This window comes from Streptomyces inhibens, assembly GCF_003389455.1.
GTDB classification, from domain to species: Bacteria; Actinomycetota; Actinomycetes; order Streptomycetales; family Streptomycetaceae; genus Streptomyces; species Streptomyces inhibens.
The window spans coordinates 1-22,485 of the sequence record NZ_QUAC01000120.1; the positions used below are offsets into that span (position 1 = coordinate 1).

Sequence of the window (22,485 nt, forward strand, 5' to 3'; positions counted from 1 at the left end):
CCCGGCGGCCCGCCCGCCGATCCCGACGCGCAGCACGGTGCGCCGGGTCGCGCTGGACGTCCTGCCGCCGATCGTCACCCGGGCCATCGTCAAGGCCCGCAAGCGGTCCCGTAACCGCTGACATACCCGGCGCGGGCCGGGGCGGCCCCCCGGCCCGCGCTACCGCGGCACCTGCGCCACCAGCACGAACGCATTGGACCGCAGCAGCATCCCGGCCGGGCGCGGCAGCGGATGGGAGTACGCACGCCGTACGGACAGGCCCGCGGATTCCGCGAAGGCGCGCAGCAGTGCGAAGTCGGTGAAGCGGACCGGGGCGGGACCGGCGCGGTGCCCGGCCTCCTGCGGGGTGATCAGCAGCACCCCGCCGCCCGGCCGTACGTAGCGGACATAGGCCCGCAGCAGGCCCTCCACCTGCTCGTCGTCCAGATGCTCCAGGACATGCGCGGACAGCAGCGCGTCGAAGGCGCCGGGTCTGGCATGCGGGCTCGCGAGGAAGGTGTCGGCCGTATAGGCGGTCAGCCCGCGCGCCCGGCAGTGCTCCACCGAGCGCGGATCATGGTCCACCCCGACGCTCCCGGGCGCGCAGTCGGCGAGCGTGTCGCCCGCCCCGCACCCGATCTCCAGCACCCGCCCGGAACCGATCCGCCGCAGCTGGCTGCGGTACGGGGACCGGGCGGGCAGCAGCCGCGCCAGGCCACAGCGGACCCGGTCGGCCGGCAGCCGCGCGGTCGAGGCGGACGGCGCGGTGCCCGCGGAGGACACCGTCCGGGCGGTCCGGGTGTCACCGCCGGGCGGCGGCCCGGCGTCGGGGCTGTCGGTGGCGGCGGAGCTGTCGGTTCGGCCGGGCATCGGGACGCGGTCACCTTCCCTGGGGATGCGGCGCGCGGGGCGCCATAACGCTGTGCAACGGGTCTACGGCATCGGACGCGGCCCGGCGCTGTGGCGCGCCGACTTCGCGCACCGAGCGTAATCACCCGAACACGCACTGTCGATGAGGCGCCTCACCCTTTCAGCGCAGATCCGGTGACCGTGTCGCCGATGCGCGAGTTGAACGGACCGGTCTTGTGCATCGCCAGTCCGGAAAGGCGTGGTCCACGTATGAAGCCTCGGCTCACCGTCGTCGTCCCGGTCCATCGCATCGAGGGATCCGAGCGGAATATGGAGGAGTGCCTGGAGTCGGTGGCGGCCCAGACGCTGACCGACCTGGATGTGGTGATGGTGGACGGCGGGCCCGCGGAGGGCACCGGTGCCACCACCGCCGCGGAAGGCTCGCCCACAGCCCTCGCCCGCCGCTTCGCCGAGCGCGACCCGCGGTTCCGGATCGTCCACCACCCCGGCGGCGATCCGGCCCCCGGCTGCGGAGCGCTCCGCAACACCGGTGCCCGGCACGCCTATCCGCACACCGACCATCTGGCGTTCCTCNGTGCCCGGCACGCCTATCCGCACACCGACCATCTGGCGTTCCTCGACGCCGACGATGTGCTGCTGCCCCGCGCCTACGAGGACCTCATCGGTCTGCTGGACAAGTCCGGCGCGGACCTGGCGACCGGCAATGTCTATCTGCTCGGCGCGGGCGGCCGCAGCCAGTCCGCGCACCACTCGGCGACCCGCGACACGGCGCTGCGCACCCACATCACCAAGGACCTCACCCTGCTGTCGGACCACTTCGCCCGCAACAAGGTCTTCCGCCGCACCTTCTGGGACAAGCACGAACTGGCCTTTCCCGAGGGCGCGTTGTGCCATGACGCGGCGGTGACACTGCCCGCGCACTTCCTCGCCGAGGCGGTCGATGTGCTGCATGAGCACGTCTGTTACCGGCGGCTGCCGGAGGGGCCCGACCGCCACCGGCAGATCGATGCCCAGGGCGTACGGGACCGGTTCGCCGCGGTGGCCGGTATCCGCCGCTTCCTCGCCGACCCGGCCCGCGCCCGGGTGAACGGCCATCAGCGCGACTACGACCGCTCGCAGCTCACCGACGGGCTGCTCGACCTCGTCGATGCGCTACCGGCGATCGCGCCGGAGACCCGGACCGCATTCCTGGACTGCGCCCGCGACTTCCTCTCCGGTGTCGACCCGCGGCTGTTCCCCACGCTCCCCGTCCAGCTGCGGATGCGCTGGTACCTGATCCGCTCCGGGCGGCTCACCGATCTGCTCACCCTGCTCGCGCACGAGGCCCGCAACCCGGCCGGGTTCACGGTCGCCGGGCCGCCGCTGCGCAAGCGGGCGGTGCTGCCGCTGACGCCGCCGCTGGAGCTGCCACCGGGCGTGACCCGGCTGGACCGCGCCGACTTCCCCGTACGGGCCCGGGTCCAGGAGGCGGTGTGGCAGGACGGCGCGCTGCTGCTGCGCGGCTACGCCTATATCCGCAATCTGGACGCCGCGACCCGGCACAGCTATCTCAGAACGGCCGTGCTGGCGTGCGGGCGGCGCCGGATCCTGCTGCCGCTGCGGCCGGTGGCGATGCCGGAGGCGACCGCCGAGTCCGGTCAGGAGCTGCACTGCTACGACTGGTCGGGCTTCGAGGTGCGGCTCGATCCGGCCCGGCTGCGCAAGGGCGGGCGCTGGGAGGAGGGCGAATGGACGGCCGGGGTGGTGCTGGCGTCGGCGAGCGTGCTGCGGGCCGCGGCGCTGTGCGCACCGGAGACCGGTTCGGGCGCCGCACCGGGCACCCATGAGGTGGCCGACGAGGGCGCGGACGGCAGGGTACGGATCACGCCCCGGTACGCGGACGGGCGGCTGCGGCTGTCCGTCGCCCGCCGCACCCGGCACCTGGCCGGCCATCATGCGGCGGCGGCCGGCGCCCTGGACCTGACCGTCACCGCACCCGGCCCGGCGCCGGCCGCCCTGCGGCTGACCCACCAGGGGACCGGCACGGTGGTGTCGCTCCCCGTGGAGACGGGGGCGGTGGAGACCCGGCCCGTACCGGCGGCGCACGGTGACACGCCGGGGACGACGACGGCGGCGGGCGGCGCCGCACCTCCACGGCTCACCGTCCGCATCCGCCTCGACGCCCTGACCGCCGCGCGCCCCACCCGGGACGGCGCGCCGCGGGCGATCCCGCCGGCGCACACCGAGAGCTGGGCGCCCGAGCTGGTGCTGCCCGACGGCTCCACCGACCCGATCGCCTGCAACCCCGGGCTCACCCCCGTCGCCCATCCGCTCTCGCACGGCCGCGAACTGGTGGTGGCGGCCTCCCCGGCCGGGAACCTCGTGCTGCACGACCGCACCCCGCAGCCGTATCTGGACCGGGTGATGTGGCGCGCGGACGGCACCCTGCTGGTGGCGGGCGGGCTGCCGGACGCCGCGCCGCACGCCACCGAGCTGGTCCTCAAACACGCCGCGCACGCCGCCGAGCTGGCCTTCCCCACCACCCACGACGACGGCCGGTTCCACGGCGCGCTGCCGCTGGGCGCGCTGCCCTCGCTCGCCGGGCCGGTGCCGCTGCGCGAGGGCCGCTGGACGCTGCATCTGCGCGAACAGGGCGCGCCCGGCTCCGTGCTGGACGCCCCGGTCCGCTTCGCGCCGTCCGTCCTCGACGGGCTGCCGGCCTCCCGTACGGTCCGCGGCAAGCCGCTCACCCTCGACCGGCACCGGCAGGACGAGGCGTTCGTGGTGGCCGGGCCCGCGCTGCCGGCCACCGACCGCGGCCCCTACCGGCGCCGGCTGCTGCGCGAGCAGCACTACTCGCTGCACCGCTCCCGCCCGCTGCGCGACACCGTCCTCTACAGCAGCTTCGGCGGCCGTGCGTACGGGGATTCGCCGCGCGCGGTGCACGAGGAGCTGGTGCGCCGGGGCATGGATGTGGAGCATCTGTGGGCGGTGCGCGATGCGCAGACCGAGGTCCCGGAGTCGGCCCGTGCGGTGGTGGTGGGCAGCGCCGAGTGGCACGGCGCGCTGGCGCACAGCCGCTGGGTGGTCACCAACACCCATCTGCCCTGGTGGTTCACCCGGCGCGGCGGCCAGCGCACCATCCAGACCTGGCACGGCACCCCGCTCAAGCGGATCGGCGCCGACCTGGCCGGCACGCTGTGCTCGGGGCTCGCCCATCTGGCGCCGCGGCCGCGGGTGAGCCGGCAGTGGAGCGTGCTGCTGTCGCCGAACGCGCACAGCACACCGGTGCTGCGCTCCGCGCTCGGCTACTCCGGCCGGCTGCTGGAGACCGGACTGCCGCGTACCGACGCGCTGTTCGCCGCCGATCGCGACCAAACGGCGGCCGCGGTACGCGAACGGCTCGGCATCGGGCCCGGCAAGAAAGTGGTGCTGTACGCGCCGACGCCCCGCGACGATCTGGCCTACGACGCGGGCCACCACCGGCTGCATCTGCCGCTCGATCTCGATCTGGCGCGGCGCGAGCTGGCGGACGACCACGTCCTGCTGGTCCGCAGCCATCCGCTGGTCGCCGACCGGCTGCCCGCCCACCACGCCCCCTTCGCCCTCGACGTCTCCACCCACCCCGACGCCACCGAGCTGCTGCTGGCCGCGGACGTCCTGGTCACCGACTACTCCTCGCTGGCCGCCGACTTCGCCAACACCGGCCGCCCGATGCTCTTTCTGACGCCCGACCTGCCGCACTACCGCGACACCCTGCGCGGCTTCACCCTCGACTTCGAGGCCCGGGCGCCGGGGCCGCTGCTCACCACGACCGGTGAACTGATCGACGCGCTGGGCGACTTGGACGCGATCGCTGTGGCGGGGGCGGATGCGTACGCGGATTTCCGGGCGACGTTCTGCCATCGGGACGACGGCGGTGCGGCGGGCCGGGTCGCGGACCTGATGGAGCGGTGAAGGGCGAAGCGGTGACCGGGCCGGTTCGCCGCAAGGTGATGGCGTGCGGATCGGCATCGCACGCCACTCGCGTCGTTACAGCATGTGCAGGCGCTCTTACGGGCCACTGCGCACCCAAGTCCCGGCTCCCGCCAGGTAAGAAGACGGCAAGAGGGCGGAAAGACGGGGCGGCGGGTGCAACCGCACGGCGGGTTTCGCCCTCTGACCCATCGGAAATGGGTTCGGACCCCGCTCGCGCCAAGAGATGCTGTCGACACGAAATGTAGATTTAGTGACTGTGAAAGAAGCCCTCGATCCGCTGCCAGGGCCCACCATCACGCCATCCGCACAGGTCAGCGTCGTCGTCATCGCCTTCAACGATGTCGGCCATGTCGGCGATGCGGTGCGCTCCGCACTCGCGCAGGGGACGCCCGGGGAGACGGTCACCGAGGTGATCGCGGTGAACGACGCCTCCACCGACGGCACCGGCGCGGCGCTGGACGCCCTCGCCCGCACCGAGCCGCGGCTGCGGGTCATCCACCGCAGCGAGAACAGCGGCGGCTGCGGCACCCCGCGCAACGACGGTCTGCGCGCCGCCACCGGGCGCTTTGTGATGTTCCTGGACAGCGACGATGTGCTGCCCCCGGGCGCGGTCCGGGCGCTGCTCGCCGCCGCGCTGCGGCATGACGCCCCGGTCGTGGCCGGCGCCTGCGTACGCCGTGAGCTGCCCGCGCACCGCGACGTCCCCTGGCAGCCGGGCCTCTACCGCGAGCCGGCGGTGCACGACTCCCCCGAATCCAGCCCCCAGCTGGTCCGGGACACCCTGTGCGTCAACAAGCTCTACGAGCGGGCTTTCCTCGACAAGCACACCATCACCTTCCCCGAGGGCCGCTTCACCTACGAGGACTTCGTCTTCACCGCGCGGGTGCTGGCCGCCGCGCCGCGGATCGCGACGATCCCCGACAGCGTCTACGTCTGGCACGTCCGCCGCTCGGCCGCCAAGCAGTCGATCTCGCTGGACCGCAAGGACGTCACCAACTGGAAGGCGCGGATCGAGGCGCACCGCACCAGCGTGCGGATCTTCCAGGACGCCGGGCAGAAGGCGCTGGCGCACACCGCCGCCACCAAATTCCTCGACCACGATCTGCGGATGTACGTCCGTGAGCTGCACACCCGCGGCGCCGACTACCGCGCCGAGTGGTGGCGGCAAAGCCGCGACTATCTCGCCGGCTTCGACGAGGCCGATCTGCGCGCCGCCCGCGCCCCGGCCCGCTGGCTGGCCCGGGTCGTGCTCGCCTCCCCGGCCCCGCGGGACCTGGAGCGGCTGACCCAGCTGGCGGCCCGGCCCGGCCGGCTGCTGCCGCCGTACGCGGAGGCCGACGGCCGCGCCGTGTGGTCGGCGGACCTGCCCGGCGTCGAGCTGGACGCGATCGGCACCAAGCCGACGCACCGGCTGCCGGTGACCATCGACGCGGAACCGGCCCTCGGCAACCGCAATGTGCTGCGACTGCGCATACACGATCTGTACGGCCGGCTGGCCGCCGTCAAGCCGGAGCGCATCGACATCGAGCTGCGCCGCCGCCGGGACGACCGGCGCGGCCCGGTCCACACCGCGGCCCTCACCGCGGCCCCGGCCGGCCCCGGGTCACCGGCCGGCTGGACCGCCGAGGTGGTGCTGGATCTCGACGCGCTGATCGAGCGCGGCAGCAGCTCGGCCGATCCCGAGCCCTGGGACCTGATGGCGCAGGTCGGCTGCGCGGAAGGGGCCGGCTTCCGCGCCGCGCTGCGGGCCACCGGGCCGGGGCTGCGCCGCCGGGTGCTGCCCAGCCGGCGCCACCTTCTGCTGCTGGTGCAGCCGTATGCGACGCACGGCGGCGCGCTGTCGCTGCGGGTCGCCTCGGGGCTGCGCAGCGTCTGGCGGATCGCCGCCCGCCGCCTTCGCCGCTGACCCGCCGCGGGTGATCCCCACCGTCTTTGACCACCGAGCCTAGGATTGAGCCATGTCTTACTTGATCACGGGTGGTGCCGGCTACATCGGCGCCCATGTCGTACGGGCCCTGCGGCAGGCGGGCGAGCAGGTAGTCGTGCTGGACGACCTGACGTCGGGCGTGGCCGCCCGGATCCCGGAGGGCGTCCCGCTGGTCGTGGGCTCCACGCTCAACCGCGCCCTGCTCGACGAGACGATCGCCGAGCACGGCATCACCGATGTCGTCCACCTGGCCGCCAAGAAGCAGGTCGGCGAGTCCGTCGAGATGCCGCTGCTCTACTACCGCGAGAACGTCCACGGTCTGCAGACCCTGCTGGAGGCGATGGCCGCGGGCGGCGTCGGCCGGCTGGTCTTCTCCTCCTCGGCCGCGGTCTACGGCATGCCGGATGTCGAGCTGGTCACCGAGGACACCCCGTGCGTGCCGATCAACCCGTACGGCGAGACCAAGCTCATCGGCGAGTGGATGGCCCGCGCGGTGGGCAAGGCGCACGGCATCAGCACCGCCTGCCTGCGCTACTTCAACGTCGCCGGCACGGCCACGCCCGAACTGGCCGACACCGGTGTCTTCAACATCGTCCCGATGGTCTTCGAGGCGCTCACCGAGGGCGCCGCACCGCGCATCTTCGGCGATGACTACGACACCCCCGACGGCACCTGCATCCGCGACTACATCCATGTCGCCGACCTCGCCGACGCCCATGTGGCGGCCGCCCGCAAGCTCGCCGAGCCGGGCCCGGTACGCGATCTGACCCTCAACATCGGCCGCGGCGAAGGCGTTTCGGTACGCGAACTGGTCGACCTGATCACCGAGCTCACCGGCCACGAGGGCGTCACCGCCGAGGTCACCCCGCGCCGCCCCGGCGACCCGGCCCGGGTCGTCGCGTCCGCCGACCGCATCACCACCGAACTGGGCTGGAAGGCCCACCACGACGTCCGCTCCATGATCACCTCAGCCTGGTCAGGCTGGCAGCACCACCAGGCGAAGGGCTGACCGCGGGTGCTCAGCGCGTACGGCCGCCGGGCACGGTGAGGGCAGCGGTCCCTCACCGGAAGTCGCCGTCCGCGATCCGCTGCACCCTGGTGCGCGAGACGGTCAGCCCGTTCGGGTTCTGGGCGGGCCACTCCGGGTGTCCCGCTCGCCGCAGGTAGGGGACGCCCTTGCGGATGTCCGTCACGACGGCCAGACGCCCTGGGGCGTACTCGACCTCATCGCCCACCCGGGGGCCCTGTGCTGCGCTCATTCCGCGGCCTCGATCGCGTCCGGCGCGGTCGTCCACTCCACACCGCCGCCCTCCAGCGCAAGCCACGCCACAAGGGGCGTGTTCGGAACGCGGAGAACGAAGCCGGGGTTGTTGTCCTTCACGTCGGGGGCGATGGCCCGGAGAACGCCGACACGGTCGTCGTGAGCATGGTCGACCACTCGGCGGCCGAGCAGCGGGTGATCCCCGTGCCCGAGGCCGAGGGGTTGGGTGGCGGGGGTGCGCGTGGTCATGAGCGGGTCCTCACGCTGGACGGATGGTCTGTGGAGGGGGCGCCCGCCGGTCTGGGGAGCAGGCCCGGACGGCTGGTAATCACCCAACTCCCTTACGGCGCACCGGGTAAGGGAGCAGAGTGGACGGACGGTTGAACTGGTTGAACGCTCGGGGGTCACGAGATGGCACCACGATCAAGAACGCCGAACCTCGCCCTCGCGGGCCTGATGCGGGAAGGAGGGGTCGGGAACGCGCAGCTTGCACGGACCGTGAACCGGATCGGCGGCGAACTCGGCGTGCCCCTGCATTACGACAAGACGGCCGTCTCCCATTGGCTCAAGGGCTCCCTGCCCAAGGCAGAGGCTCGTCCCGCCGTCGTCGAAGGTCTCTCCCGGCTCCTCGGCAGGCCGGTGACGTCCTCGGAGGCCGGACTGGGCGACGTTGCCGAACCGGCTCCCCCGGATGTCGTATCCGGTGTGGTCGATCTCGGGAGGGCGGACATGGCCCCCTCACGCCGCGCGGTGCTCGGCGCCGGCCTGTACTCGGCGACGCTGGCCATCCCTCAGTTCGAGGATCTGGCAGGCCGTACGGAGGCGGTATCGGCCGGCCGCACCGTACATATCGGCATGAGCGATGTATCGACCGTCCGGACCATGACGGCGAAGATCGCCGACATCCTTGACGAGCTGGGGGGAGGGCATGCCCGGCCGATGGCGGCGGCGTTCCTCGTCAACACCGTCGGGCCGTACCTGCGGGCAGACGGCGGCGAGGCCGTGAAGAAGGCGATGAAGGCAGCAGCGTCCGATCTGGTGTACCTCACGGGCTGGATGGCCATGTACGAGCGGGAACACGGGACCGGACAGAAGTACTACCTGCAAGCACTCACCCTCGCAGGCAGCGCGGAGGACCACGTCACCTACTGCCGCACACTGCGCGGCATGGCGCTTCAGGCATCGAACCTCGGCTACGGCAACAAGGCGTTGGAACTTGCCGACAGCGCGGCCGAAGCCGCACCGGCGGCGGGCCCGCGGCTGGTCGCATTCCTCCGAGGGCAACAGGCACACGGTGCAGCGATGGTGAAGGACCGCCGGCAGGCATTCGCCCGCCTGCGGGAAACCGAGGAGGCCCTGTCGCGGGCGGAGGGCCGCAATGACGCGATCGGAGGCTATGACCGGGCGGCGTACGAATTCCATGTCGCTCACGTGATGTGGGAACTCGGCGACCGCGCCGGATCGGTCACGGCGCTGCGCCGTTCGAACCGTTACCGGCCCCACGGAGAACGGCAAGGCCGCGTCCACGCCACCGGACTCCTCGCCACACGCCTCCTCGCGATGCGACACGTCGAGGAGTCCTGTGAGGTGTGGGGCCGGTTCCTGGACGACTACGCCGCGATCTCCAGCGCCCGCGGTGACGAGCACTTCGCCACCCTGCGCAGGGGCCTGCGCCCCTACCGTCGGCTTCCGGCCGTCCGGGCCCTTTCGACACGGGTACGGAGCGTGGAGCGCCTCAAAGCGGCCTAGGAGGGGTGCCGCCCGTGCGTCCGCCGTCCGGGCCCAGTTCGAGCTGGAGACGCCCGTGCGGCGGGGAGCGGAAGAGTGTGGCGCGGGCCGGGCCGATCGGGCCTCGGTCGACGGCTCGTGGGCGTAGTGCGGGGTCGTGCTGGGGGATCAGCCATGCCTCGCGGCGTACCGCGTGTGCTGCCGTGGGGCCCGTGCCGTGGGCGGTGGCCGCGATCTTCAGGTCCCAGGTGCCGTCGGGCAGTGGTCCGCCGTCCGCGGCGGTCGCCGGGTCGAGGGTGGCGTGCCATGTGCCGTCCGTGCAGTGGGCCCGGACGCGGTGTTCGGTGCCGTCGCGGTGCAGCAGGATCTCGACGGTGTCGCCGCCGAGTTCCGGGAGGGTGGCGGTGCCGCTCAGGTGCAGTACGCCGGCCACCCAGTGGAGGCGGGTCAGCCGCTGGCTCAGTACGAGGCGGTCGGTGAGGTCGTAGCAGGCGTCGGGGATGGTGCGCCGCGGGTCGCGGAAGTACGGGTAGCCGGCGTAGACACGGCCGTCGGCGTCGATGTGCGCGGGTGCCGGCGCGGTCTCGGTGTCGGCGCGGACGACGGCGGTCAGCTCGTCGTCGAGTCCGGTGCGCAGGCAGTGGGCGCGCAGCCGGAGCCGGGGCGGGAGAGCGGCCAGCACCCGGTCGGTGAGGTAGCGCTCGACGAGCGGGCGGGCGGCGGCCGCCATGGCCTGCCGGCCGGCGGTGTCGCGGGCGAGGTAGGGGGCGGCGAAGGGCATCAGGATCTCGCCGTGGAAGTGCCGGACCATCAGCTTGTCGCGGTCCTCGCCGGGCGGGACCTCGGCCGCGACACCGGCGAGGACGGTGCCGATGTAGTCGAGGTAGTCGCACCAGTCCATGTCCTGGCGGCTGGCGTTGCTGTTGTCGTCGCGGCCGTGCAGGTAGTAGCAGTCGTAGTCGGCGACGACGGAGACGACCTCGGCGCGCAGCAGGGCGGTGATGCCGAACGGCAGGTCCTCGGCGAGCAGCCGGCCCTCGACGAAGCGCAGCCGGTGCTGTTCGAGGAAGGAGCGGCGGAAGAGCTTGTAGGCGGCCAGCGACCAGTAGACCGGGGAGTCGAAGACCGAGACGCCGGCGCTGGTGGTGCGCAGGTCGATGGGGGCGGCGCGGCCGTCGGCGCCGACGATCCGGCCGTAGACGATGTCCGAGCCGTGCCGCTCGGCCATCTGGGTGAGCCGGCACAGCGCCGCGGCGCCGAGGCGGTCGTCGGAGTCGAGGAAGAAGACGTAGTCGCCGGTGGCCCGGTCCAGGCCGATGTTGCGCGGTCTGCCCGCGCCGCCGGACGCCGGCCGGCGCAGCACCGTCAGATTGGGGTGGCTGCGGGCCTGCTCGGCGAGCCATTGCGCGCTGTCGTCGGTGGATCCGTCGTCGACCGCGATCACTTCGATGCGGCGCTGGTCCATCGTCTGGGCGAAGACCGAGCCGAGGCTGCGGTCGAGGTAGCGCCGGGTGTTGTGCACCGGCACGATCACGGAGACGGTCGGCCCCGTGGTGGCCAGGTCGGTGGGGGCCGGGCCCGTGGGGGCCGCGGCCGCGATGTCGGCATGGACGGGCACCGTGCGCTCCGTTCGTTTTCTGCAATCCCTCGAAATACTCGGCGCCCCAACAGGGCAAAATGGACTATTAAGACATATAACGTTGGGTGAAAGTTCGCCGACCGTGGAGGAGTGCCGGTGGCCCCGACGCCCGCCACCCCACAGGAGGCGGTCCGGCCCCAGGAGGCCGACCGGCGCCTTCCCGCAGGGGAACCCCTGAAGGCGATCCGCAGAACCCGCCGGCGCCTGGCCGCGCCCTGGCTCGCGGCGGCGCTGTCCATGGGGGCGTACTGCCTGGGACTGGCCCTCTACGGCAGCTACCCGTTCGGCCCGCGCTCACGCGCCGTCAACGATCTGGGCAATCAGTTCGTCCCGTTCCACGCCCGGTTGTGGGACCTGATGCACGGCAACACCAGCGGCGATCTGCTCTTCAACTGGAGCAGCGGATACGGCGTCCCGTTCCTCGCCGACTTCTTCACCTACCTGATGAACCCGTTCTCCTGGCTCGTCGGGCTCTTCCCTCGCGAACTGGCCGACCTCCCGGTCTTCCTGGTCACCCTGTTCAGCATCGGTCTGGGCGCCGCCTTGATGACCGTCTTCCTCGGCCGGCTGCACCCGGGCCCCGGCCGGCTGCGGGCGCTGCTGTCGGTGGGGTACGGGCTGTGTGCCTGGGTGCTGAACGACGGTTTCGCCGACCCGATGTGGATGTGGGGCCTGGTCGCGCTGCCGCTGCTCGGCATCGCGGCGGACTGGTGTGTGCGCCGCACCCGTTGGGTGGCCGGCACCCTGCTGGTCGCCCTCGCCTGGGCCGGCAACTTCTACACGGCGGCGATGGCCACCCTCGCCATGGCGCTGGTGCTGGTCCTGCGGCTGCTGACGGCCGCGCAACTGCCGCCGCGCGACCGGCTGCGCGCACTGGCCCGGGCCACCACCATGGCGCTGACCGGCATCCTGCTCGCGGCGCCCGTACTGACCGTCACCTTCGAGGCCAGCCGGGCCGCCCAGCCGGCACCCGAGGTGTTCTACCGCGACCGTCCCTCGCTGCTCTACCAGCTGGCGCAGCTGCTGCCCGGCGGCCACGGCGGGGTGGCGACCCCCAACATCTTCATCGGGATCCCCGGGCTGCTGCTGGTCGCCACCTTCCCGTTCCTGCGCGCGGTGCCACTGCGGACGCGGATCGGCTGGTACGTCCTGGCGGCGGGCGTCGCCGCCTCGTTCGTCTGGGAGCCGACGATCCTGCTGTGGCACGGCTTCGCGCTGCCCAACGGCAGCCCGTACCGCGCCGCCTTCGTGCTCAGCGGGATCCTCGTGATGATCTCCTGGCTCGCGCTGGCACACCGCCCACGGCTCGGCGAAATGGCCGCGGGCGGGGCGCTGGTCGCGCTGCTCGCCTGGCTCTGCCGCGACCAGGGCGCGGTCGGCACCGCCACCTGGATCCTGGTGGCCGGCGGCGGCGCCGCGACCCTGCTGGGGCTGGCCGCGCTCACCGCGCTGCGCAGCGCCCGTGCCCGCACCGCCGTCACCGCCGCGCTCACCGGCACGGTGCTGCTCTGTTCGGCGTACACGGCGTTCTCGGTGACGGCGGTACGGGACAAGATCGCCTGGTTCCGCCCCAAGATCACACTGACCGGGCCGTCGCTGAAGGCCCAGGACGGGCTGGTCGCCCGCGCCGACTGGCCGCGCTCGCGCACCGACCCGGGCCCGCACGAGTTCGCCAACAACGACCCGCTGCTGATCGGCGGCGAGGGCGGCGCGTACTACAGCAGCTATGTGCCGGCCGCGACCGCCCGCGCCCTGCGGGGCCTGGGCGCCGGCTGGTACATGAAGGGCCGTCATACCCTCAGCTTCGAGGACCCGGTGGGCCAGGCCCTCATGGGCGTCGGCAGCCATCTGTCCCCGGTGGGGCACCACCGCGCCCGGTTCACCGCACACCGTGCGCGCCCGGCCCCGCTGCTGACCGTACGCGGCGCCCTTCCGCGCCCCCCGGCCGGCAAGGAGACCGTATTCGCCCGCCAGGAGCGGGTGCTGGGCGCCGCCGTCTACGAGGTGCCGGCCCTGAAGCCCGCCGCGGGCGCGATCCCGGCGCCCGACCGCGGCGGCTGGCTGCTGCCGGCCGCCGGGCCGCCCTCTGCGGGCCCCGACGGCGTGGGCACCACCTTTACGGCGCAGTGCACCCCGGGCAGCACCGTCGTCTGGTCGGCGCCGTGGTTCTCCGGGCAGGTCAGCGGCCTGGGCGCGCGCACCGAGGGGATCGGCCGGCGCGATGTCACCGCGAATCCGGTGCGGGAGCTGGGCCGGGTGCCGGCCGACGGCACCGTCTCGGTGCGCTTCATCGGCCAGGGCCGGCAGCTCGTGCCCGAGCACGCCCTCGGGTGTCTGTCGCGGGCCAGGCTCGCCACGGCGGTGCGCGCCCTGCGCGGGCCCCGCTCGCTGACCACCGGCGGGCACGGTCTGACGGCCCGGCTGCCCCGGGGCAGCAAGGGCCATGCGGTGCTGGCGCTCCCGGCCGTCGCGGGGTGGGGCTGTGCGGTGGACGGCGGTCCGTACCGGGCCCCGTCCTCGTTCGGCGGACTGCTGGCCGTCCCGCTGGGTTCCGGGGCGCGGCGGCTGTCGTGTGCGTACGTTCCGCCGGGCCTGAAGCCGGGGCTGGCGGCGAGCGGCGTGGCTGCGCTGGTGCTCGCGGCGGCCGCGACCGGGGGCCGTCCACGGGGCCGCGCCCGGCCACGGCCGCACTCCACCAAGGAGGCCTGCTCATGAAGCTCTCCCTCGTCGTCCCCTGCTACAACGAAGAGGCCGTGCTGAGCCGTTTCGACGAGACGGTCCGTGCGGCCCTCGGCGGACTCGCCGTCGAGTACGAGCTGTGTTACGTGGACGACGGCAGCGCCGACGGCACCCTGCCCCGGCTTCGCAGCCTCGCCCAGCAGCACCACGACACCACCTATCTCTCCTTCAGCCGTAACTTCGGCAAGGAGCCCGCCATACTGGCCGGCCTCAGGGCGGCCACCGGCGACGCGGTGATCATCATGGACGCCGATCTGCAGCATCCGCCCCAGCTCATCGAGAAGATGCTCGACCTCTATCAGCTCGGCCACGACCAGGTCATCGCCAAACGCAGCCGGCACGGCGACCGCCGGCTGCGCAGCGCGCTCAGCCGGCTCTACTACCGGGCCGTCAACACCTGGGTCGATGTCGAACTCACCGACGGCGTGGGCGACTTCCGGCTGCTGTCCCGCAAGGCCGTGGACGCGCTGCTCTCGCTGCCGGAGTACAACCGCTTCTCCAAGGGCCTGTTCTCCTGGATCGGCTTCGACACCGTCACCTTCGACTACCGCAACGCCGCCCGGGAGGCCGGCGAGACCAAATGGCGCTTCGGCTCGCTGGTCAACTACGGCATCGACGGCATGCTCTCCTTCAACTGCCGCCCACTGCGGCTGGCCATCTACGCCGGGCTCGGCCTGGCCTCGCTCGCCACGCTCTACACCCTGTGGATCATCGGCGCCGCGGTCGTCGGCGGGGTCACCGCGCCGGGCTATGTGACGCTGGTGGCGATCATCGTGGGCCTGGGCGGGCTGCAGATGGTGATGCTCGGGCTGATCGGCGAGTACATCGGCCGGATCTATTACGAGACCAAGCGGCGGCCGCACTTCCTGGTCAAGGAGAGCAACGCCGACCGCGCCCCGGCGCCGGCCGCCGGCCCGCCGGACCCGGCGACCGCCACCTCGCAGGCCGGCTGATGCGCGGTCTGCCGGCGCTCGGCCAGATCCTGCGTTTCGCCGCCGTCGGCGGGGTCAACACCCTGACGTTCTACGCCTGTTATCTGCCGCTGCACCGCCTGCTGCCGTACTTCGCGGCGTACACGGCCGGCTTTGTGACGAGCATGGTCTGCTCGTTCTTCCTGAACACCTACTTCACCTACCGCACCCGCCCCACCTGGAAGAAGTTCCTGCTCTTCCCCCTGACACAGGTCACCAACTACGGGGTGCAGAGCGTGGGTCTGGTGGCGCTGGTGAGCTGGTGCGGGATGAACAGCACGGTGGCGCCGCTGGCGGCGGCGCTCGGCGCCATCCCGTTCACCTATCTGGTCTCCCGGCGCATTCTGCGCCCCTCCGCCCGGACCGGTCCCTATGCCCGGACCGCCCCCGCGCCTGCCCCCTGCGATCAGGGCGAACCACCGCCGGTCCGCTCCAGCGAACCCGCCTGAGCCCGCCAGGCCCCGAAGAGCGCGGTCTGCCCGACCGATGTCTGACGGGCCGCATACAGCCGGCCGTCGTGGCCCAGCACGACCGCCACCGCGCGCCCGACGGCGTCCTGGACGACACCGGCCGCCGCCGAGTGCGGCACCCTGCCCCGCTGCCAGGGCTTGGGCCCGTCCTGGGCCATCGCGATCCGCACATCGCCGGCGTCGTCCCGCGCCGCCAGCACCATCCGGTCGCCGCTGCCGACCGGCGCCGCCGCCACCCGCCCGTAGCCGCCGACCGGCTCGCACTGCGCCGACACCCGCCAGCCGCCGATCATCCGCTGCCGCTCGGCGATCAGCACCTGCGCGGTGACCGAGCGCCGGAAGACGGCCCGGACCACACCGTCGGCCAGAGGGACCACGCTGACCGGGCCGGCCGGTTGCGGCAGCCCGGTGGCCGCGCCCGGCCGGGGTATCTGCCCGGCCTCCTTGGACACCCAGTGGTGCACGGTCCCGGCGCTCGGCGCGACCAGGTGGATCAGCCCGTCGGAGTCCACACAGGCATCCAGCCCGTCGACGATCCGCGGTGACGCCGTCAGGGTGCCGACCGGGCCCTCCAGCCGCTCCCACAGCGACCACCGCCCACCGTGCGGGCCGCTGCGGTGGGCGATATTGCCGTCCCAGGTCCGTACGAAGACATGCACCCTGCCGTCCGGGGTGGCCACCGCCGCCGGGAAGCCGATCTCCAGCGAGCGGACCGGGTCCGCGTCCGGGGAGCCCAGCGACTCCCAGTGCGCGAAGAGGGGCCCGCCGTCCGGTGCGGTGCCGGTCTGCGGCGCGGTCAGCAGCTCGCGGCGGTGCGCGGCGTTACGGCCCGGCAGCACGGTGCGGGAGGCGAACAGTTGCAGCGCACCGTCGGGGCGGCGCACCACATGGATCTGCCCCTGCAGCAGCGTGCCGCCGACCGGCACCGGCGCGCCGAAGCTGCCGCTGCCGGGGCGGGTCTCGGTCCAGCAGTACGCCGTGCCGCCCATGACCGCGAAGGCGGCGAGCCGGCCGTCCCCGGCGGGGCGGATCCAGGCGTTGGAGCCGGGCGCGCGCAGCCGGGTGGAGCGGGTCCAGTTGCGTGAGCCGCCGCTCAGCGCCGAGCCGTCCACCTTGCGGTCGCCGCAGCCCGCCGGGTCGCCGCAGACGCGGTGGTCGGCCCAGCCGTACAGCGACAGCAGTGCGGCCTTGCGGCGGGCGGTCTTGAGGTCGACGTCGTTGGGCAGCACGCCGGCCTCGTAGCCGAGGTAGTTCTCCACGATGGCGGGGCGGTCGCGCGCCCGGTAGGCGGCCAGCGCGGCCTGCGCGAAGTAGGCGGAGGCGGTGTGGTCCTGATGGTCGTAGTAGCGCAGGCCGGCCAGCCGGGGGTCGCGGTCCGAGGTGGCCGGCGGCCGCTTGCGCGAGTGCACCGCGTTCGGGTCCAGGGTCCGTACGACCGTGGGCCGCAGCCGGTCGAGTACCGCCAGCAGGGTCGCGGTGACCTGGTCACGGGTGTAGTGGAACTGACGCTCTACCGGGGAGCCGGTGGGGCGCAGCGTGGGGAGGGTGCCGGCGGCCCCGAGCCAGAGGCCGCGCAGGCTGGTCGCGCGGGCCTGCCAGACGGCTCTGGACTCCACCAGCTCCAGGAAGATCAGCTGGTTCTGCGGGGCGTCGTGCAGGGTCTGGATCTCCACCTGGAAGCCGGGGAGCAGGGAGATCGCGGCGACGTCCCAGCGGGCGGCCGGGTTGCCGGTGGCCATCGCGGCATGTGCGGCGCGCAGCCCGTTGGCCCGCGCCCGGGCGAAGGCCGCCCGGTCCTTGGGGACGTGGTCGGGGTCGCGGGCGTGCCTGCTGACGTTGTGGCCGTCCGCCTCGCCGCCGGTGAGGCAGACGGTGACCGAGCGCGCCCCGCTGCGGATGGCCTGCTCCAGGTCCGGGTTCATGAAGTACAGGCCGTCATCGGCGTGCGCGACGATATGCAGGAAGGACTGGTCCGCCGGATGCGCCAAGGACCGTCCCCCGCCCGCCGGTTCGGCCGTCCGGGGGAGTCGGTCCGAGTGCCAGGCCCATACGCCCGCTCCCGCCGTCGCGGCGAGCACACCGCCGGCGGTGGCCTCAAGCAGCCGGCGGCGGGATATACGGGGCGGGCGCGGGGGTGACACGCCCTCAGTATTCGGTCACTCCGGAGATCCCGCTCGTCCGAAAATTTCGGTACTTAGCCAGATCCGTGATGAGCACCACAGAACTTTCAGGTTACGAACAACAACCTTTTCGGGTGAACAGGAGTCAGAAGGCTGACAATGCAAGAGACCCCTTTGGGGCTTTTTTGCGTTCTGTACTCAGCTCGTCACGAGGAGTAGCACCGCATGTCCGAGATAGGCCTCGACGTCGTACCCCGCTTCAGCATCATCGTGCCCGTGTTCAGAGTGCAGGGCTTCCTGCGCGAGTGCATGGACTCCGTGCTGACGCAGGACTACACGGACTTCGAGCTCATCGCCGTCGACGACTGCTCGCCCGACCGCAGCGGCGCCATCCTGGACGAGTACGCCGCCCGCGACGACCGCGTCCAGGTCCTGCACCTTCCGGAGAACGTCGGCCTGGGCCTGGCCCGCAACGCCGGCCTTGCAAAGGTCCGCGGCGACTACATCCTCTTCCTCGACAGCGACGACACCCTCGTGCCCGGCGCACTCGGCGCCCTCGCCGAGCGGCTGGACGCCACCGAGAACCCCGAGATCCTGATCTTCGACTACGCGCGGACCTACTGGGACGGCTCCGCCCGGCGCAATGCGCTCTCCGAACTGCTCGACGAGTCCGGCGCGCCCGCCTTCACCCTCGCCGAGCGCCCCGAGATCCTCGATCTGCTGCAGATCGTCTGGAACAAGGCCTACCGCCGCGACTTCGTCGAGGAGCACGGCTTCGAGTTCCCGGTCGGATACTACGAGGACGCCCCCTGGACGTTCTGCACGCTGATCACCGCCCAGCGGATCGCGGTCCTGGACCGGGTGCTGCTGCACTACCGCCAGCGCCGGCAGGGCGGCAACATCCTGCGCACCACCAGCCGTAAGCACTTCGACGTCTTCGACCAGTACGAGCGGGTCTTCGACTACCTCGACGCGCACCCCGAGCTGTCGCGCTGGCGCCCGCACATGTTCCGCAAGATGATCGACCACTATCTGACCGTCCTGGACAAGCCCGGCCGGCTGCCGCAGAACGCCCAGGCCGAGTTCTTCCACCGCGCCGCCCGCGACTACCGCAAGCGGGTCCCGGCCGGCTTCGTGCGCCCCACCGGCATGGCCGGCGGCAAGTACACGCTGCTCGCCAAGGATGCCTACCCGGCGCTGGCCGGCCTCAAGGTCGCCGGCAAGGTGCAGCGCACGGTGCGCAAGCAGGCGGCCAAGCGGGTCAAGCAGGCCAAGCGCAAGGCCATGGACCTGCGCTACCAGGCGCTGCTGCGGCAGCCGCTGGACGAGAACCTCGCGGTCTACTCCGCGTACTGGAACCGGCTGCCGGCCTGCAACCCGCTGGCGATCTTCGAGAAGGCCAAGGAGCTGGCCCCGAACGTCCACGGCGTGTGGGTCGTCAAGCAGAGCCTGGCGGACCAGGTCCCGGCCGGCGTCGACCATGTCGTGCTGAACTCGCCGCGCTACTGGGAGGTCATGGCCCGCGCCAAGTACCTCGTCAACAACGTCAACTTCGCGGACGGTGTGATCAAGCGCGAGGGCCAGATCCACCTCCAGACCCACCACGGCACCCCGCTGAAGTCCATGGGCACCGACCAGAAGCGCTACCCGGCCGCCGCCAAGGGCATGAGCTTCCGCAAGCTGCTGGCCCGCGCCGACCGCTGGGACTACTCGCTCTCCTCCAACCAGCACACCACCGAGCAGTGGGAGCGCGTCTACCCCTGCAACTTCCAGTCGGTGGACGCCGGTTACCCCCGTAACGACGTCTACTACCGGGCCACCGCCCAGGACGTCCTGGACATCCGCGAGCGCCTGGGCATCGCCCCCGGCAAGACCGCCGTCCTCTACGCGCCGACCATGCGCGACTACCAGGTCGGCTATGTCCCGCGGCTCGACCTGGAGAAGATCTCCCGCGAACTGGGCTCGGGCGGCCAGGACTTCGTCCTGCTGGTGCGTACCCACTACTTCTACGACCAGGACCCGGGCCTCCAGGAGCTCCAGGAGCGCGGCGCGCTGATCGATGTCTCCGGCCACCCGGTCGTCGAGGAGCTGTGCCTCGCCGCCGACGCCCTGGTCACCGACTACTCGTCGATCATGTTCGACTACGCCAACCTCGACCGGCCGATCATCAACTACGCCGACGACTGGGACACCTACGTCCGCTCCCGCGGTGTCACCTTCAACCTGCTCTCGGGCAAGCCGGGCGACACCCCGGGCGTGATCGCCACCACCGAGGACGAGCTGATCGAGGCGTTCCGCAGCGGCCGCTGGGACGACGAGCGGGCCACCGGGCTGCGCGCCGCGTTCCGCGCGCGGTTCTGCCAGTGGGACGACGGGCACGCCGCCGAGCGGGTGGTGCGCCAGGTCTTCCTCGGCCAGGAGGGCCCGGCCACGCTGCCGCAGGAGGAGCGCACCGTGGCGCCGTCCCCGCGTGCGGCCGCCGCCGCGGCCGGGCTGGTCAAGCTGCCGGCGCAGCGCACCGCGGCGAACGGCGACACACCGGCGTCCGACGCCTCGGACATCGAGATGGCGGGCTGACGCCCGTCCCACACGCACACACCACCGCCCCCGACCGGATGCCGGCCGGGGGCGGTGGTGTGTTGGGGCGGGGGGTGCTGGGGCGCGCCTCCCGGCTCACGTCTCCCCGCTCGCGTTTCCCCGCTCATGCTCTGGGCCACAGGAATACCACCCCGCCCCCTCCTCGTTGTGGCCCCGAAGGGGGCTCTCGCGTCCCCTACGGGATGCGTTCGTCCCCGCCCTAGGTGGCTCTCCCACTCCGCCCCGAGCCCACGCCACCCCGAGCTCACTCCGCCCCGAGAGCTCACTCCGCCCCGAGCGCCGCCGCCACCGAGCCCGAGAGCGCGTCGAGGTACCCCTTGGGCAGCTCGTCGCGGACGACCAGCAGCCGCCAGTACAGCGGCCCGGTCAGCAGATCCAGCGCGAGGCGGGTATCCACGTCCTGCGGCAGCTCGCCGCGCTCCACCGCCCGTGCCACCACCGCGGCCGCGACGCCCTCCTGGCTGTCGTGCAGCGCCGCCTTCAGCGCCTGCGCCAGCTCCGGGCTACGGGCCGCCTCCGCCAGCAGGTCCGGGATGATCTGCGAGGCCATCGGGTGCCGTAGCGCCCGGGCCGCGACCTCCAGCAGCATCCGCACGTCCCCGCGCAGCGACCCGGTGTCGGGCGCCGGCAGCCCGGCGGCGGCCACCGCGGAGACCACGTCCAGTACGAGGTGCAGTTTGGAGCGCCACCGCCGGTAGACGGCGGTCTTGCCGACGCCGGCCCGCCGGGCGATGCCCTCGATCGACATCCGGGCGAAGCCCACCGCGGCCAGCTCCTCGAAGACCGCGGCGCGGATCGCCTCGGTCTTGTCCTCACGCAGTACGGCGGCGCCCGCCGGGGCCCGGCGCGCCGCCGCGGGGTCGCTCCCGCTGCCGTCTTTTGCCATGGCTTGAGCCTAGCGTCACGACGCTACGGTTGCGTTTCGACGCGAGCTCCCTTTAGTGTCGGCGTCGCGACGATACGGACCCGTTCCGTCGTCGGCCTCCGTTTCTGCGGCCCCCGTACGCGAACGAAAGCGCCTCCATGCCCCAGACCCTCGCTCCCCCGGCTCCGGCACCGGCGTCCGCCCCCGGCACCACCCCCGACCCCGAGCTGCGCGCGCTGGCCGAACGCCACGGCCTCACGATGAGCGGTGCCCGCCCCTCGCTGCCGGAGTACACCCGCCAGCTGTGGCAGCGGCGCCACTTCATCACCTCGTTCGCCACCGCCCGGCTCACCGCGATGTACACCACCGCCAAGCTCGGCCAGCTCTGGCAGGTACTGACCCCGCTGCTCAACGCGGCCGTCTACTACTTGATCTTCGGTGTGCTGCTCGGCACGAAGAACGGCGTCAAGGACTACATCCCGTTCCTGGTGACCGGCGTCTTCGTCTTCACCTTCCTGCAGAACTCGGTGATGACCGGAACCCGGGCGATCTCCGGCAACCTCGGCCTGGTGCGCGCGCTGCACTTCCCGCGGGCCTGCCTGCCGATCTCGTTCTGCCTGGCGCAACTGCAGCAACTGCTCTTCTCCATGAGCGTGCTGGGGGTCATCCTGCTGTGCTTCGGGCAGCTGCCGACCTGGTCATGGCTGCTCGTCCTGCCGGCCCTGACCCTGCAGTTCATCTTCAACACCGGCCTGGCGATGGTCATGGCGCGGCTGGGTTCCAAGACCCCGGACCTGGCGCAGCTGATGCCGTTCGTCATGCGGACGTGGATGTACGCGTCCGGCGTGATGTTCAGCATCAGCCGAATCCTGCAGGGCAAGCACCTCCCGAAGATCGTGGAGGTCCTGCTCAACGGCAACCCGGCCGCGGTCTACATCGACCTGATGCGCTTCGCCCTGATCGACAGCTTCACCCACAAGCAACTGCCGCCGCACGTATGGGCGTTCGCCGCCGGCTGGGCGCTGCTGGCCGGCGTCGTCGGCTTTGTGTACTTCTGGAAGGCTGAGGAGCGGTACGGACGTGGCTGAGCAGAAGAACGGCGTCCAGCCGACGGCAGCGACCGAGGCCCGGATCCCCACCGTGATCGCGGACGATCTGCACATCGTCTACCGCGTCTACGGCACAGGAGCGGGCAAGGGCAGCGCCACCGCCGCCCTCAACCGCATCATCCGCCGCAAGCCCTCGACGGGCGTACGCGAGGTGCACGCGGTCAAGGGCGTCTCCTTCACCGCGTACCGCGGCGAGTCCATCGGCCTGATCGGCTCCAACGGTTCGGGCAAGTCGACGCTGCTCAAGGCGGT

At 72.4% G+C, this 22,485-nt stretch carries 16 protein-coding genes and 1 pseudogene; 11 read left to right on the forward strand and 6 right to left on the reverse strand.

What is annotated here, in order from left to right:
* Positions 1 to 159: 159 nt before the first annotated feature.
* Entirely contained in the window at positions 160 to 849 is a 690-nt protein-coding gene (locus DY245_RS15130) for a class I SAM-dependent methyltransferase (protein WP_128507573.1), read from the reverse strand.
* 249 nt (positions 850 to 1,098) lie between these two features.
* On the opposite strand from DY245_RS15130, the gene DY245_RS46310 reads away from it, so the two are divergent.
* The 4 genes and pseudogenes from DY245_RS46310 to galE all read left to right on the forward strand — a co-directional run.
* The coding region (locus DY245_RS46310; protein ID WP_244943056.1) for a glycosyltransferase family 2 protein at positions 1,099 to 1,422 on the forward strand (324 nt) is incomplete at its 3' end.
* Position 1,423: 1 nt separating this feature from the next.
* Positions 1,424 to 4,785 (forward strand): annotated as a pseudogene (locus DY245_RS15135) (bifunctional glycosyltransferase/CDP-glycerol:glycerophosphate glycerophosphotransferase); the annotation flags it as partial.
* A gap of 277 nt (positions 4,786 to 5,062) precedes the next feature.
* The gene (locus tag DY245_RS15140; RefSeq protein ID WP_244943057.1) at positions 5,063 to 6,712 is read left to right on the forward strand and encodes a glycosyltransferase family 2 protein; all 1,650 of its coding nucleotides are present in this window, start codon (positions 5,063 to 5,065) and stop codon (positions 6,710 to 6,712) included.
* A gap of 52 nt (positions 6,713 to 6,764) precedes the next feature.
* Entirely contained in the window at positions 6,765 to 7,742 is a 978-nt protein-coding gene (galE, locus tag DY245_RS15145; RefSeq protein ID WP_128507579.1) for a UDP-glucose 4-epimerase GalE, read from the forward strand.
* A gap of 52 nt (positions 7,743 to 7,794) precedes the next feature.
* Here galE and DY245_RS15150 read toward each other — a convergent pair whose 3' ends face one another.
* A complete protein-coding gene (locus DY245_RS15150; RefSeq protein ID WP_128507581.1) occupies positions 7,795 to 7,992 on the reverse strand; it encodes a hypothetical protein in 198 nt (65 codons plus the stop codon).
* The gene (locus DY245_RS15155; protein WP_128507583.1) at positions 7,989 to 8,243 is read right to left on the reverse strand and encodes a hypothetical protein; all 255 of its coding nucleotides are present in this window, start codon (positions 8,241 to 8,243) and stop codon (positions 7,989 to 7,991) included. Before DY245_RS15155 ends, DY245_RS15150 begins: the two co-directional genes overlap by 4 nt.
* Positions 8,244 to 8,405: 162 nt before the next feature.
* Between DY245_RS15155 and DY245_RS15160 the strand changes: the two genes are divergently transcribed.
* A complete protein-coding gene (locus DY245_RS15160; RefSeq protein WP_181923680.1) occupies positions 8,406 to 9,743 on the forward strand; it encodes an NsdA family TPR-like regulatory protein in 1,338 nt (445 codons plus the stop codon).
* Here the strand turns inward: DY245_RS15160 and DY245_RS15165 are convergent.
* Complete coding sequence (locus DY245_RS15165) at positions 9,730 to 11,340, reverse strand: glycosyltransferase family 2 protein (RefSeq protein WP_128507585.1); 1,611 nt, start codon at positions 11,338 to 11,340, stop codon at positions 9,730 to 9,732. The genes DY245_RS15160 and DY245_RS15165 overlap by 14 nt on opposite strands.
* A gap of 117 nt (positions 11,341 to 11,457) precedes the next feature.
* Here DY245_RS15165 and DY245_RS15170 point away from each other — a divergent pair, with 117 nt between their 5' ends.
* From DY245_RS15170 to DY245_RS15180, 3 genes are read left to right on the forward strand one after another with little or no spacing between them, the layout of a single operon-like run.
* Complete coding sequence (locus DY245_RS15170; RefSeq protein ID WP_128507587.1) at positions 11,458 to 14,076, forward strand: YfhO family protein; 2,619 nt, start codon at positions 11,458 to 11,460, stop codon at positions 14,074 to 14,076.
* Positions 14,073 to 15,053: a glycosyltransferase family 2 protein gene (locus DY245_RS15175; protein ID WP_128507590.1), complete on the forward strand. Its 981-nt coding sequence runs from the start codon at positions 14,073 to 14,075 to the stop codon at positions 15,051 to 15,053. Before DY245_RS15170 ends, DY245_RS15175 begins: the two co-directional genes overlap by 4 nt.
* Positions 15,053 to 15,520: a GtrA family protein gene (locus tag DY245_RS15180; protein ID WP_128507592.1), complete on the forward strand. Its 468-nt coding sequence runs from the start codon at positions 15,053 to 15,055 to the stop codon at positions 15,518 to 15,520. Before DY245_RS15175 ends, DY245_RS15180 begins: the two co-directional genes overlap by 1 nt.
* Here DY245_RS15180 and DY245_RS15185 read toward each other — a convergent pair.
* Positions 15,478 to 17,682 carry a PIG-L family deacetylase gene (locus DY245_RS15185; RefSeq protein WP_244943058.1) on the reverse strand — a complete coding sequence of 735 codons (2,205 nt, stop codon included), beginning with the start codon at positions 17,680 to 17,682 and terminating at the stop codon, positions 15,478 to 15,480. The two genes, DY245_RS15180 and DY245_RS15185, sit on opposite strands and share 43 nt — an antisense overlap.
* A 204-nt stretch (positions 17,683 to 17,886) precedes the next feature.
* Here DY245_RS15185 and DY245_RS15190 point away from each other — a divergent pair, with 204 nt between their 5' ends.
* Positions 17,887 to 20,238 carry a bifunctional glycosyltransferase/CDP-glycerol:glycerophosphate glycerophosphotransferase gene (locus DY245_RS15190; protein WP_128507594.1) on the forward strand — a complete coding sequence of 784 codons (2,352 nt, stop codon included), beginning with the start codon at positions 17,887 to 17,889 and terminating at the stop codon, positions 20,236 to 20,238.
* A 283-nt stretch (positions 20,239 to 20,521) separates the two neighbouring features.
* On the opposite strand, the gene DY245_RS15195 is transcribed toward DY245_RS15190, so the two are convergent.
* The gene (locus DY245_RS15195) at positions 20,522 to 21,145 is read right to left on the reverse strand and encodes a TetR/AcrR family transcriptional regulator (protein ID WP_128507596.1); all 624 of its coding nucleotides are present in this window, start codon (positions 21,143 to 21,145) and stop codon (positions 20,522 to 20,524) included.
* Positions 21,146 to 21,282: 137 nt separating this feature from the next.
* Between DY245_RS15195 and DY245_RS15200 the strand changes: the two genes are divergently transcribed.
* Both DY245_RS15200 and DY245_RS15205 read left to right on the forward strand, forming a co-directional pair.
* Positions 21,283 to 22,212, forward strand: coding sequence for an ABC transporter permease (locus DY245_RS15200; RefSeq protein ID WP_128507598.1), 930 nt, complete (start codon positions 21,283 to 21,285; stop codon positions 22,210 to 22,212).
* Positions 22,205 to 22,485, forward strand: a 281-nt coding sequence (locus tag DY245_RS15205; protein ID WP_128507600.1) for an ATP-binding cassette domain-containing protein, incomplete at its 3' end; no start/stop codon positions are given. The genes DY245_RS15200 and DY245_RS15205, both read left to right, overlap by 8 nt.

Bases quoted from the DNA above. Each gene is read 5' to 3' on its own strand.
- DY245_RS15130 (WP_128507573.1), bottom strand. From the start codon at position 849: ATGCCCGGCCGAACCGACAGCTCCGCCGCCACCGACAGCCCCGACGCC.
- galE (WP_128507579.1), top strand. From the start codon at position 6,765: ATGTCTTACTTGATCACGGGTGGTGCCGGCTACATCGGCGCCCATGTC.
- DY245_RS15150 (WP_128507581.1), bottom strand. From the start codon at position 7,992: ATGAGCGCAGCACAGGGCCCCCGGGTGGGCGATGAGGTCGAGTACGCC.
- DY245_RS15155 (WP_128507583.1), bottom strand. From the start codon at position 8,243: ATGACCACGCGCACCCCCGCCACCCAACCCCTCGGCCTCGGGCACGGG.
- DY245_RS15160 (WP_181923680.1), top strand. From the start codon at position 8,406: ATGGCACCACGATCAAGAACGCCGAACCTCGCCCTCGCGGGCCTGATG.
- DY245_RS15175 (WP_128507590.1), top strand. From the start codon at position 14,073: ATGAAGCTCTCCCTCGTCGTCCCCTGCTACAACGAAGAGGCCGTGCTG.
- DY245_RS15180 (WP_128507592.1), top strand. From the start codon at position 15,053: ATGCGCGGTCTGCCGGCGCTCGGCCAGATCCTGCGTTTCGCCGCCGTC.
- DY245_RS15190 (WP_128507594.1), top strand. From the start codon at position 17,887: ATGTCCGAGATAGGCCTCGACGTCGTACCCCGCTTCAGCATCATCGTG.
- DY245_RS15195 (WP_128507596.1), bottom strand. From the start codon at position 21,145: ATGGCAAAAGACGGCAGCGGGAGCGACCCCGCGGCGGCGCGCCGGGCC.
- DY245_RS15200 (WP_128507598.1), top strand. From the start codon at position 21,283: ATGCCCCAGACCCTCGCTCCCCCGGCTCCGGCACCGGCGTCCGCCCCC.